The sequence below is a fragment of the Kitasatospora sp. NPDC051914 genome (genome assembly GCF_040680995.1).
In the GTDB taxonomy this organism is placed as follows: Bacteria; Actinomycetota; Actinomycetes; order Streptomycetales; family Streptomycetaceae; genus Kitasatospora.
This window is the reverse complement of record NZ_JBFAXX010000078.1, coordinates 20,845-31,681: the sequence shown is the minus strand read 5'-3', so window position 1 is coordinate 31,681 and position 10,837 is coordinate 20,845. Positions and strand designations below refer to the sequence as shown.

Genomic DNA, 10,837 nt, shown 5'->3' with positions numbered 1-10,837 from the left:
CTGTATTTGCCTTTTTTGGCTGGGTCGTCCCCGTCTCGACCCCCACCGCCGCGGCCCGGGGGGGCCCCCCCCGCGGGGCGCGCGGGCGGCCCCCCCCCCCCGGCCGTGCTACTTCTTGTCCTTCGGGGGCTCCGCGTCGGTGGACAGCGCGGCGATGAAGGCCTCCTGCGGGACCTCCACCCGGCCGACCATCTTCATGCGCTTCTTGCCCTCCTTCTGCTTCTCCAGCAGCTTCCGCTTGCGGGAGATGTCACCGCCGTAGCACTTGGCGAGGACGTCCTTGCGGATCGCACGGACGGTCTCGCGGGCGATGACCCGGGAGCCGATGGCGGCCTGGATCGGCACCTCGAACTGCTGGCGGGGGATCAGCTTCTGCAGCTTGCCCGCCATCATGACGCCGTAGTTGTAGGCCTTGTCCTTGTGCACGATCGCGGAGAAGGCGTCCACCGCGTCGCCGTGCAGCAGGATGTCGACCTTCACCAGGTTGGCCGACTGCTCGCCGATGGGCTCGTAGTCGAGCGAGGCGTAGCCGCGGGTCTTGGACTTCAGCTGGTCGAAGAAGTCGAAGACGATCTCCGCGAGCGGCAGGGTGTAGCGCAGCTCGACGCGATCCTCGGAGAGGTAGTCCATGCCCTGGAGGCTGCCGCGGCGGGACTGGCAGAGCTCCATGATCGCGCCGACGAACTCGTTGGGCGCCAGGATGGTGCCGCGCACGACCGGCTCGAACACCTCGGCGATCTTGCCGGTGGGGAACTCGCTCGGGTTGGTGACGGTGTGCTCGGTGCCGTCCTCCATGATGACCCGGTAGATCACGTTGGGGGCGGTGGAGATGAGGTCGAGGTTGAACTCGCGCTCCAGGCGCTCCCGGATGATCTCCAGGTGCAGCAGGCCGAGGAAACCGCAGCGGTAGCCGAAGCCGAGCGCGACCGAGGTCTCCGGCTCGTAGACCAGGGCGGCGTCGTTGAGGCGCAGCTTGTCGAGGGCGTCGCGCAGCAGCGGGTAGTCCGAGCCGTCCAGCGGGTACAGGCCGGAGAACACCATCGGGCGCGGGTCCTTGTAGCCGCCGAGCGGCACGGTGGCGCCCTTGTGCATGGAGGTGATGGTGTCACCGACCTTGGACTGCCGGACGTCCTTCACACCGGTGATGATGTAGCCCACCTCGCCGACGCCGAGGCCGTCGGCGACCTTCGGCTCGGGCGAGATGACGCCGATCTCCAGCAGCTCGTGGGTGGCGCCGGTGGACATCATCGCGATGCGCTCGCGCTTGGTGAGCTGGCCGTCGACCACACGGACGTAGGTGACCACGCCGCGGTAGGAGTCGTACACCGAGTCGAAGATCATCGCTCGGGCCGGGGCGTCCTTGACGCCGACCGGGGCCGGGATGTTGTCGACGATGTGGTCCAGCAGGTCCTCGACGCCGAGGCCGGTCTTGGCACTGACCTTGAGCACGTCCTCCGGGTCGCAGCCGATGATGTGCGCGATCTCCGCCGCGTACTTCTCGGGCTGGGCGGCCGGCAGGTCGATCTTGTTGAGGACCGGGATGATCGTGAGGTCGTTCTCCAGCGCCAGGTAGAGGTTGGCAAGGGTCTGCGCCTCGATGCCCTGGGCCGCGTCGACCACCAGGATGGTGCCCTCGCAGGCCGCCAGGGAGCGGGACACCTCGTACGTGAAGTCCACGTGGCCCGGGGTGTCGATCATGTTCAGGATGTGCGTGGTGCCCGCGTTCGCGCCGGTCTTCGGCGCCCACGGGAGGCGGACGGCCTGCGACTTGATGGTGATGCCGCGCTCGCGCTCGATGTCCATGCGGTCGAGGTACTGGGCGCGCATCTGCCGCGGGTCGACAACACCGGTGATCTGCAGCATCCGGTCGGCGAGCGTCGACTTGCCGTGGTCGATGTGGGCGATGATGCAGAAGTTGCGGATCACCGCCGGGTCGGTCCGGCTGGGCTCTGGCACATTGCTGGGGGTCGCGGGCACCTTGGTCCGATTCTCCGTGTGGTCCGGGGGCCGGGGTGTCCGGGTCATCGCTGACCGGCTTCCCGGGGACCGGACGGTCTCGTCCGATCGATAATGGCTCCCCCCATCCTCCCACGACCCCGGCCCGCCGTGGCGGCCAGCCGTCCGGCCGACGGCGGCGCAGCACGAACGGGCCTTCCCCGGGGCGGGACGGGTACGCAAGGATGGGCGTCCATGATCCTCGAGAGCGCTCTGCTGGACGTCCTCCCGGGCGAGGAGGACGCCTTCCTCGCCGCCTTCGCCGAAGCCAGGCCGCTGATCGCCGCGCAACGCGGCTTCCGCTCGCTGGAGCTGCGGCGCTGCCTGGACGAGGGGCGGGGTTCCCGCTTCCTGCTGCAGGTCGGGTGGGAGACCCTGGCCGACCACACCGAGGGCTTCCGCGGCTCCCCCGAGTACCGGCGCTGGCGGGAGCTGCTGCACCACTACTACGACCCCTTCCCGGTGGTGGAGCACTACGGGGAGCCGGTGCTGCGGGCCTGACCGTTCCGGGTTCGCATCGGCGTGGGGCCCTCGGACGCGGGCGGTAGGGCTGCGTCCGGTTTGGGGACGGTCGACCGCCCCTGGTAGCGTGGGGCGCTGCACCTGGTTTCGGCATGCCCTCTCAGCTGGTCCGGAGCCGTTCACGGTGCAACCGTCGAGACCGATCCACACAGACTGAGGCTCATTCGTGGCGAACATCAAGTCCCAGATCAAGCGCAACAAGACCAACGAGAAGGCGCGCCTGCGCAACAAGGCCGTCAAGTCCTCGCTGAAGACCGCGATCCGCAAGGCCCGCGAGGCTGCCGCCGCCGGCGAGACCGAGAAGGCCACCGTGCTGGCCCGCACCGCCGCCAAGGCCCTCGACAAGGCCGCCAGCAAGGGCGTCATCCACAAGAACCAGGCCGCCAACAAGAAGTCGGCGATCACCAAGCTGGTCAACACCGCCGCCTGATTGTCGTTGCCGCCGCACCGCCTTCCGCGGTGACGGCACCCCCGGGGCCCGCCCCGGACGGGTCGGCGCGACCGCGGCCCTCTACCCGCACCGCCGACCACCCACTCCCGGACCGCCCCGGCCCTCTACCCGGAGCCCCGGAATGCACGACCCGTACCGCACGCGGCCTGCGTTCGCCACGCGGGTGCGGTACACCCAGCTTCACCGGAAGTGCCAGCTCAAAGGCCCTTCCACTACTGCCCGTCCGGTCCCCACCGGGCGGGCAGTACGCATTTTGTACACATGGATCTGATCTCCCCCGCTACGCGGCGAGCGCAGTTCGGGCCGCGAGTGCGCTTGCGCGGCCGATGTCGAGGGCGTCGGCGACCTCGTCCAAGCGCTCCGGGAACAGGTGCCCGTACACGTCCAGCGTCATGGCCGCCGACTTGTGGCCCAGCATCTGCTGCACCACCTTCACGTCCGCGCCGGCCGCGATGGCGAGCGATGCCGCCGTGTGCCGCAGCTTGTGCGGGGTGAGGCCGAGCTCGGCCAGGCCCGCGGCCTTCACCGCCGGGTCGAAGATGCTCGACCGGAACTCGCCGTACCCGAGCGCCTCGCCGTCCTGGCCGGTGAACACCAGCCGATCAGGGCCGCGGTCGCCGACGAGCGCTCGGAGGTCCGGCACTACGGATGCGAGCAGGGGCACGGACCGCTTCTCGTGGTTCTTCACGTCCTTGAGCAGCAGGCCGCCGCCGCGCTTCCGGGTGTACGCCTGGACGATCCGCAGCCGGCGGGCGTCGAGCTGCACCCTGCCGACCCGCAGGGCCGAGACCTCGCCCCACCGGATGCCACAGTAGGCGAGGACCAGGAGGAGCGTGCCGTTCGGGCCGGCGGCCTCGACCAGGTCGGCGACCTGCGCGTGAGTGAGGTAGACGTGATCGTCGTCGTCCTCGTCCTGCGGGAGCTCGTGGTCGACGGTCGGGCTCGTGGTGATCTTCCCCGTCTTCACGGCGTACTTCATCACCATGCTGAGCACGAGGTGTGTCTTGCCGATGCGGGCCGGGGACAGCACCCTGCCTCGCTTGCCCGGCGTGTTGCAGAGCTCGGTCAGCCACTCGGAGACGTCCTCCCAGCGGACCGCGGCGACCGACCAGGTGCCCCACTTCGGCAGCACGTAGAGGTCGAGGAGCTCGCGGTAATCGCCTTTCGTCCGCTCACCCGGGCGGCGCAGGGAGCCGAACCACTGCTCGGCGACCTCGGAGACGAGCGTCTTGCCCTGCTTCGGGTCGCGGTATGTGCCCTTGTCGAGCCGCTCGGCGAGGGCCTGGCGCTCCTTCTCGGCGGCCGGCAGCTTGGCGAAGGTGAGCGCCTTCGGCTTGCCGTCCGGCCCGTACCAGCGGACCCGCCATCGGCCGGGCTCGGCCCGCTTGCTGCCGGCCTTCTTCGCCTCGCGCCACTTCTCCATGGCGGCGAGGTAGTCCTTCTGTCTCGCGCGGTCCTCAATCCAGACTCGGGCCACTGCTGCCCTCCTGCTCGGTCTTGCGCGTCAGCCTGGCGGACATGTAGCCGTCGTCATCGCCGTCCAGCTCAAGGTGCCAGGCTCCTTCCATCCGACCTCGAATGAGCCAGTAAGCCTCACGGGCCGGGTTCTCGTGTTCATACGGCTTGTTCTCAGCCCGGAACCGGCGCACCTCCTTCGGAGGGACGTCCGCGGCCGGATACTCTCCATGCATCCAGCGCCAAGCCGTCTCCCACGGGACGTGGCCGATGCCCGTCGCCTTGATCCAGTATTCGTATGGGTCGGTCTTGTCCCCTGAGGGCTGCTCGTGCGGCAGCAGCAGAGTGCCAGGGGAGACGTTCAGCGCCGCCGCCAACGCCATCAGGTCATCGGCGTCAACCCTGCGCGTACCGGCCTCCAGCCGGGTGATCCCCAGAGGCGGGATCGGCCGGCCGAGCTCTCCGACACGGTCGGACAACTCCTTCTTCGTCATGCCGCGCTCAGCGCGGAGCCGCGCGATGTTGGCCCGCAACTGATCGCCAGTGGGGCCGAGTGGGTTCTTCTTGTCCTCGGTCACGCACACCACCATGGCATCAAAATGATAGGTGCGCAATCCCTCTTGTTCCCTCCCGGTCACGGGTATACCTTCGATGAGTCGACGCAACATAGTGTTCTGTCGACCGATCAAAAGGAGACCCGCATGTCCGTGCGCTCCCACTCCACGAGCAAGGGCGACTACCTCACCCCCGCGGAAACTGCGGAACTGGTCAAGGTCAGCCCCAAGACCCTGGCCAACTGGCGCTGGCAGGGCATCGGTCCGGCGTTCACCAAGCTCACCCCCGGCCGTAGCGGGCGCATCCGCTACCACCGCCGGAGCGTCGAGACGTACCTCGCGGGCGCCGACGTGACCGCGGCCTGAAACGCGAACGGCCCTCACCCGGACGGCCATCCAGGCAAGGGCCTAACGCGCTCCGACAACGACAAAGCCCCGGTCATCGGCCAAGAGGACCCGGGGCTCGTCACCACATAAGGGGAGAACGCTGTGAACCACAGTACGGCCAGAGTCGGCAGTGAGGAAGGCTGCCGATGACTCGCCACGCCGAGCCCAAGGCCCCCGCCGCATCGGCGGGGGCCGTTGGCCCGTGCCCGTACGGGCTCACCCGTGCCGAGGTCCGCACGGAGCTCCGTCGCCTGGCCGCGGCCGGGTGGCAGCTCTGGGAGCTCCGCCTCCGCCTCGGCCACCCCCGTGACTGGGGGCCGCCGTGGACATGAGCGGCACCATCCTCGACGCCTTCGTGCTGCACCTCGAAGACCACCTCTTCCGGGAGTGGACCGCCGCCATGGACGCGGCCGAGGCCGCCGCCTGGGAGCCCGTCCGGCGGATCGTCGCCGAGGTGCGCGAGCTCCCTCCGTGGGAGGAGCAGGAGAGGCGCCGCCAGTTCCCGCCTCCCCACCGGCTTCGCGCTACGCCGGGCTGGCCACCGATCGCCATCCCGGGGCAGCCGGGCAAATACCTCACCGCACAGGAGATCGCAGCGTGACCGACCACGACACCCACAGGGGCGCGATCTGGGAGAAGTACGGGCCGCCGGCCTACGAGGACGAGCCCGCATGGACCGCCGATGTGCATCCCACAAATCCCAGAATCCCGCCGCAGTCTCAGCTGGCGGACCCCGAGGGCCATTCTGGGATTTCTGGGATGCGATCCGACACGCAGGGGTGGGACGAGCCGATCCCGCTCGACGCCCGGCCGCTCCCGCCCTTCCCCGTCGAGCGGCTCGGCGAGTTGGGGGAGTTCGTGACCGCGACGGCCGCCTCGCTTCAGGTGCCGGTCGACCTGGTCGCGTTCGCCGCGCTCGCCACCATCTCCACCGCGACCGGAGGCCGGCGCCTGGTGCGGGTGAAAGCGGACTGGCACGAGTCCCTGGCCCTGTACCTGGCCGCGCTGGCGGACTCCTCGGAGAAGAAGACGCCTGCCCTCAACGCCGCGGCGGCGCCCTTGCGCGAGATTGAGGACGACCTGATCGAGGCGGCCCGGCCGCACATCGAGGCCGTCGCCCAGGAGATCCGCATCACGCAGGGGCAGATGGCGAAGGCCGAGCAGAAAGCCGCGGGGGACAAGCCCGACAACGCGCTCGCCGACGCCGAGGCAGCGCGGGCGAAGCTGCTCGAACTCGGCGAACAGCCGGAACTGCCCCGCCTGCTGATCCGGGACGCCACGCTGGAGGCCATCGCCAAGGTGATGCACGGCCAAGGCGGCAGGGTCGGGCTGCTCGCCTCCGAGGGCGGCCTGATCAAGGTTGCCGGGGGCCTGTACGGCGCCAACGGCAAGGCGAACACGGACCTCCTCCTGGAGGCGTACACCGGCAGCCCGTACACCATCGACCGCGCCGGCCGGTCGTCCGCCCGCATGTCGAGCACCTTCCTCGCGGTCGGCCTGATCATCCAGCCCGGGGTCCTCGCGGGCTTGGAGAAGAAGAACCCCGAGTTCCGCGAGAACGGTCTCCTCGGCCGGTTCCTGTACGGGAAGCCGGCGCCGACGGCAGAGGACACCTTCGACTCCCCGCCGGTCCCGTTCGCCATCGCGGACGCCTACGGCAAGCGCATCCGCGCCCTGGTCGAACGGGTCTGGAATCGGGAGGCGGTGACAACGCTCGACCTCGACGCGGACGCCCGCGCCCTGTTCGGCGAGTTCTACAACGGCTTCGCCAAGCGGCGGAAGCCCGGCGGCGACCTGCACGAGGTGGCGGACTGGGCCGGCAAGTTCCGTGGCCAGCTCATCCGCGTTGCCGCCTGCCTGACGGTCTACGAGAACCCGGAGGCTACGTCCATCACCAAGGGCCGGATTGCCGACGTCCTGGCGATGGCCCCGTACTTCATCGCCCACGCCAAGGCGGTGTTCGACCTGATGGGCGCGGACGGCGAGGGGCGCCTCGGCCCGCTCCGGGACGTCCTGACGTGGCTGCGCGGCCGGCCGGACGCCGCGGCCCCATTCACCGCCCGGCAGGCGTGGCAGGCGCTCAAGGGCCGCAAGTGGGCGCGAGAGATGGAGGACATGTCCGCGGCGCTCGGCGAGCTGGAGGACTACGGGTGGATCAGCTTCGTGCCCCCGCCCGAGCGCCCCGGTGTCCGAGGCCGCAAGCCCTCGCCCATGTTCGAGGTGCACCCCTGGGTGCACACTCCCCCGACCGGTCACCAGCACGCATGATCGGCGGCGCGTTGCCGCAGGTCAGGATTTTTTAGGGCGGGTGGCTGGGAGGCCCCGCGCCCAAGTCTTCCGCCTCTCTCCCCGCCAAATCGACCGTCGCCGATCAAGAAGGAGGCCCACCTTGGAATCACAGCCCTACGTAGAGGGCGCCGCTCTCGTCTCGGGGGTGAGCGCGCATGTCCTGGACCGTCTGTTCGCGTCGCCCAACGTGATGCAGACCCTCGACCGCATCATGCTGCCGCCGGACATGCGTGCGGAGCTGGAGGCGACACGGCGGGCGATCCGCCGGGCCGCCCTCCTGTACGAGGCCCTGCCGCGTGCCGTCAACGGCAGTGCGGAAACTGACGTCCCGGAAGTCGAGGCACCGTTGCCTCATGAGATCACCACGACGGAGGCGAGTACCGTTCTCGGGCTCAGCGAGAGGCGCATGCGCCAGCTGGCCGCCGAGGGCATGGGCCGCCAGCTCGCGGGCCGGTGGCTCCTCGACCGGTCGGCGGTCCTGGCGTACGGGCACCGCCGTCGGGACGGTCTCTGAGCCCACGCACCGCAGGCCGGCAGATCGCCCGGCGGCGGGGACACCGGCGGTCCCGGTAGGCGCCCAGGGATCGGCCAGGACCATGCGAGGGTGCTGCCTCTGCGTCGTCGCCAACGACGGGAGGCAGTAGGGATGGTGGTGCAGTGGTGGGGTGGGCCGGTTCTTCCGGAGCGTCAGGAAGAACCGGCCCCGGCCGCAGAGAACCCGATGGTGTCGGCGCTGCTCCAGGAGCGCGCCGGCTACGAGGCCCGCGGCCTGGTCGACCGGGTCCACCAGGTCGACGAGGCGCTGAGGACGTATGGCTACGAGCCTGCCGACACGGCGGGGAAGGGGGACCGCGATGGCGGCCAGCTTTGAGCAGATTGCCTGGCAGATGTACGCCCAGCTCAATAGCGAGGCTAGGAAGGCTGTCGATTCGTGGCGCTCGCTCGGCAACGACCTGACGACGTCGCTCCTGAACTCCGGTGCCCTGGGCGGGCGCCGGCACTCGGCAGGCGACCCGGCCGAGCTGCACGCCCGCATCGCCAACTGGAGCGCGGAGCACGAGCTGCAACTGGCTGCGGAGCACGAGGCCGCACACGCGATCGTGGCCCGCGCACTCGGCCTCGGCCCGATCACGGTCGAGATCCGCGACGACATGTCCGGCGTGACGCGGCACACGAGGACGTCGCCCGTGGGAACTGCGATCGCGGCGGTGGCGGCAGAGGTATGGATCACCGAATTCCGCTACTTCGCCTTCCCCGCCGGTGACCATCACGGCTGCAACGCGGACCGCCGCAAGTTGGTGATGAACACTACCGGGGACATGGAGATCTTCGACGTCCACCGTCGGGCCCGGGAGATCCTCGCCGAACACCGTGAGGAAGTCCTCGCCGCGGCCCACCGGCTCGCGCAGGACCGGACGTTGACCCTCGACTGAGCCACGCAGAAGCGCCCGGCCGCCACCACGGCAGCCGGGCGCTTCTGCGTGTCCGGGCGACTTCCCCGGAACCGGCCGTGCGGTGCAGCGCCGCGGGCCATGCTGGTGCCTCACCCAGCAGAGAGGGAGAGCACCCGTGAAGCTCAGGTTCCTCGGCACCACCAGCGACAGCGGCAACTGCCCCACCCTGTACGAGACCGAGACCGGCGACATCGTCGTGCAGGGCGAGCGGCTCACCGACCCGGAGGCGCTCGCCCAGCTGCGGGACGTCAAGGACTCCGAGACGTTCGTCGTCGTCCCCCGCGCCCTGCTGACCCGCTTCGCGCCCAAGGAGTAGCCCCGGTGCCCGGCATCCAGCCCTTCGAGACGATGGCCCACCACTTCGAGGACTTCGAGCACACCGCGTTCCGCCTGGAGACCCGGCGCGGGTACGCGGTCGACGTCGGCACCGAGCGCTACGAGCGGTTCCGGCGCGGTGAGCCGCTGCCCTTCGAGGCGGACAACCCGTGGCACGCCAACGTGCGCCGCCAGACGGCCGCCGGCAAGCGCTTCGAGCGCGTCCGCCTGGTCGACGACCCGCCCACCCTCGGACAGCGGTTCCTGCTGGCCTCCGGGCTGGGCAACGTCGAGGCCGGCGAGGACATCCGCAACCTGCCGCGGGCCGAGGCTGAGCGGCTCGCCTTGCCCGCCGTCGACTTTTGGCTGTTCGACTCCCGCACGCTGGTGCGCTTCCACTTCGACCACGACGACAACACCCTCGGCGTCGAGACCATCGAGGACCCGGCCGAGGTGCTCGCCGCCTGCCAGGCCCGCGACGCCGCTTGGCACTTCGCCGTGCCTACGGTCGACTTCACCGCGCGCGTACTCTCCGGCGTGTGAGTACCGACTTCCAGCAGGCCCGCCTGTCCCTCGGTGCGCGGCTGCGCGAGCTGCGCACCGAGGCCGGCGTGAACGGGCGGGACCTCGCGGCCCGGCTGGGCTGGCCCGCCTCGAAGGTGTCGAAACTCGAGAACGGCCGCCAGACGGCCACCCCCGGCGACTTGCAGGCGTGGGCCGAGGCGGTCGGCCAGCCCGGCTCCGCGGCCGAGCTCAAGGGCCGGTTGCAGGGCCTTGAGTCCCGGTACCGCACATGGAAACGGCTCCTCGCCGGCGGCCACCGGGCCCGACAGGAGGCCGGGGTGACGCACACCCAGGAGACGACCGTGACGACCGGGTACGAGCCCGGCATCGTCCCCGGCATGTTCCAGATCGCCGAGTACGCCCGCCACGTGCTCACCCATGCGAGCGACCTGCACGACGGGCCCCGGGACATCGAGGAGGGCGTACGCGCCCGCCTGCGCCGCCAAGAGGCGCTGTACCAGAGCGGCAAGCGGTTCCGGTTCATCATGGCCGAGGCCGCCCTGTACGTGCAGATCTGCCCGCCCGACGTCCTCGCCGCCCAGCTCGACCGCCTCGGCGGCCTGCTCGGCCTCGACACCGTCGAGCTCGGCATCGTCCCGCTCGGCGCCCCGGTGACCGTCATCCCGAAGCACGGATTCTGGATCTTCGACGACCGGCTCGCCATCGTCGAGACGTGGAACACCGAGATGTGGCTCGACGACCCGGCGGACATCGCCCTGTACGCCAAGGTCTGGGGGAAGCTGCACCAGGCCGCGGTATACGGACCAGCCGCGCACCGGCTGATCGCCCGCGCCCGCGCGGCACTCGCGTGAGCAACCCAGGGAAGCCCCGCCGGCCGTAGGAGAAATCCC

General features: G+C 70.2%; 14 protein-coding genes. 11 read left to right on the top strand and 3 right to left on the bottom strand.

Annotated elements, in window-relative coordinates:
* Window positions 1-108: 108 nt before the first annotated feature.
* The gene (lepA, locus tag AB0M03_RS34625) at window positions 109-1,977 is read right to left on the bottom strand and encodes a translation elongation factor 4 (RefSeq protein WP_363499358.1); all 1,869 of its coding nucleotides are present in this window, start codon (window positions 1,975-1,977) and stop codon (window positions 109-111) included.
* 213 nt (window positions 1,978-2,190) lie between these two features.
* Here lepA and AB0M03_RS34620 point away from each other — a divergent pair, with 213 nt between their 5' ends.
* Together AB0M03_RS34620 and rpsT are read left to right on the top strand one after the other, a co-directional pair.
* Window positions 2,191-2,496 (top strand): antibiotic biosynthesis monooxygenase, encoded by a 306-nt coding sequence (locus tag AB0M03_RS34620; RefSeq protein WP_363499356.1) that lies wholly within the window; start codon window positions 2,191-2,193, stop codon window positions 2,494-2,496.
* Window positions 2,497-2,683: 187 nt separating this feature from the next.
* The gene (gene rpsT / locus AB0M03_RS34615; RefSeq protein ID WP_363499354.1) at window positions 2,684-2,947 is read left to right on the top strand and encodes a 30S ribosomal protein S20; all 264 of its coding nucleotides are present in this window, start codon (window positions 2,684-2,686) and stop codon (window positions 2,945-2,947) included.
* A gap of 301 nt (window positions 2,948-3,248) precedes the next feature.
* On the opposite strand, the gene AB0M03_RS34610 is transcribed toward rpsT, so the two are convergent.
* Both AB0M03_RS34610 and AB0M03_RS34605 read right to left on the bottom strand, forming a co-directional pair.
* Window positions 3,249-4,445 (bottom strand): site-specific integrase, encoded by a 1,197-nt coding sequence (locus AB0M03_RS34610; protein WP_363499352.1) that lies wholly within the window; start codon window positions 4,443-4,445, stop codon window positions 3,249-3,251.
* Window positions 4,426-5,061, bottom strand: coding sequence for a helix-turn-helix domain-containing protein (locus AB0M03_RS34605; protein ID WP_363499350.1), 636 nt, complete (start codon window positions 5,059-5,061; stop codon window positions 4,426-4,428). Before AB0M03_RS34605 ends, AB0M03_RS34610 begins: the two co-directional genes overlap by 20 nt.
* 63 nt (window positions 5,062-5,124) lie before the next feature.
* Between AB0M03_RS34605 and AB0M03_RS34600 the strand changes: the two genes are divergently transcribed.
* The 9 genes from AB0M03_RS34600 (at window position 5,125) to AB0M03_RS34560 (ending at window position 10,798) form a co-directional block, all read left to right on the top strand.
* The gene (locus tag AB0M03_RS34600; RefSeq protein WP_363499348.1) at window positions 5,125-5,343 is read left to right on the top strand and encodes a helix-turn-helix domain-containing protein; all 219 of its coding nucleotides are present in this window, start codon (window positions 5,125-5,127) and stop codon (window positions 5,341-5,343) included.
* A gap of 349 nt (window positions 5,344-5,692) precedes the next feature.
* Window positions 5,693-5,965 carry a hypothetical protein gene (locus AB0M03_RS34595; protein ID WP_363499346.1) on the top strand — a complete coding sequence of 91 codons (273 nt, stop codon included), beginning with the start codon at window positions 5,693-5,695 and terminating at the stop codon, window positions 5,963-5,965.
* Between the two features lie 158 nt (window positions 5,966-6,123).
* Entirely contained in the window at window positions 6,124-7,632 is a 1,509-nt protein-coding gene (locus AB0M03_RS34590; protein WP_363499344.1) for a YfjI family protein, read from the top strand.
* A gap of 121 nt (window positions 7,633-7,753) precedes the next feature.
* Window positions 7,754-8,167, top strand: a complete 414-nt coding sequence (locus AB0M03_RS34585) for a hypothetical protein (RefSeq protein WP_363499342.1) — start codon at window positions 7,754-7,756, stop codon at window positions 8,165-8,167.
* 132 nt (window positions 8,168-8,299) lie between these two features.
* Window positions 8,300-8,524, top strand: coding sequence for a hypothetical protein (locus AB0M03_RS34580; protein ID WP_363499341.1), 225 nt, complete (start codon window positions 8,300-8,302; stop codon window positions 8,522-8,524).
* Complete coding sequence (locus tag AB0M03_RS34575; RefSeq protein WP_363499339.1) at window positions 8,508-9,086, top strand: hypothetical protein; 579 nt, start codon at window positions 8,508-8,510, stop codon at window positions 9,084-9,086. The genes AB0M03_RS34580 and AB0M03_RS34575 overlap by 17 nt, the downstream gene beginning before the upstream one ends.
* A 136-nt stretch (window positions 9,087-9,222) precedes the next feature.
* Window positions 9,223-9,423 carry a hypothetical protein gene (locus tag AB0M03_RS34570; protein ID WP_359978512.1) on the top strand — a complete coding sequence of 67 codons (201 nt, stop codon included), beginning with the start codon at window positions 9,223-9,225 and terminating at the stop codon, window positions 9,421-9,423.
* 5 nt (window positions 9,424-9,428) lie between these two features.
* On the top strand, window positions 9,429-9,965 hold the full coding sequence (locus AB0M03_RS34565; RefSeq protein WP_363499337.1) for a DUF6879 family protein: 537 nt from the start codon (window positions 9,429-9,431) through the stop codon (window positions 9,963-9,965).
* Window positions 9,962-10,798: a helix-turn-helix transcriptional regulator gene (locus AB0M03_RS34560; RefSeq protein WP_363499335.1), complete on the top strand. Its 837-nt coding sequence runs from the start codon at window positions 9,962-9,964 to the stop codon at window positions 10,796-10,798. The genes AB0M03_RS34565 and AB0M03_RS34560 overlap by 4 nt, the downstream gene beginning before the upstream one ends.
* Window positions 10,799-10,837 lie beyond the last annotated feature (39 nt).

Coding starts and splice junctions, on each gene's coding strand:
- AB0M03_RS34595 (WP_363499346.1), top strand. CDS start 5,693: ATGAGCGGCACCATCCTCGACGCCTTCGTGCTGCACCTCGAAGACCAC.
- AB0M03_RS34575 (WP_363499339.1), top strand. CDS start 8,508: ATGGCGGCCAGCTTTGAGCAGATTGCCTGGCAGATGTACGCCCAGCTC.
- AB0M03_RS34600 (WP_363499348.1), top strand. CDS start 5,125: ATGTCCGTGCGCTCCCACTCCACGAGCAAGGGCGACTACCTCACCCCC.
- AB0M03_RS34590 (WP_363499344.1), top strand. CDS start 6,124: ATGCGATCCGACACGCAGGGGTGGGACGAGCCGATCCCGCTCGACGCC.
- AB0M03_RS34620 (WP_363499356.1), top strand. CDS start 2,191: ATGATCCTCGAGAGCGCTCTGCTGGACGTCCTCCCGGGCGAGGAGGAC.
- AB0M03_RS34580 (WP_363499341.1), top strand. CDS start 8,300: ATGGTGGTGCAGTGGTGGGGTGGGCCGGTTCTTCCGGAGCGTCAGGAA.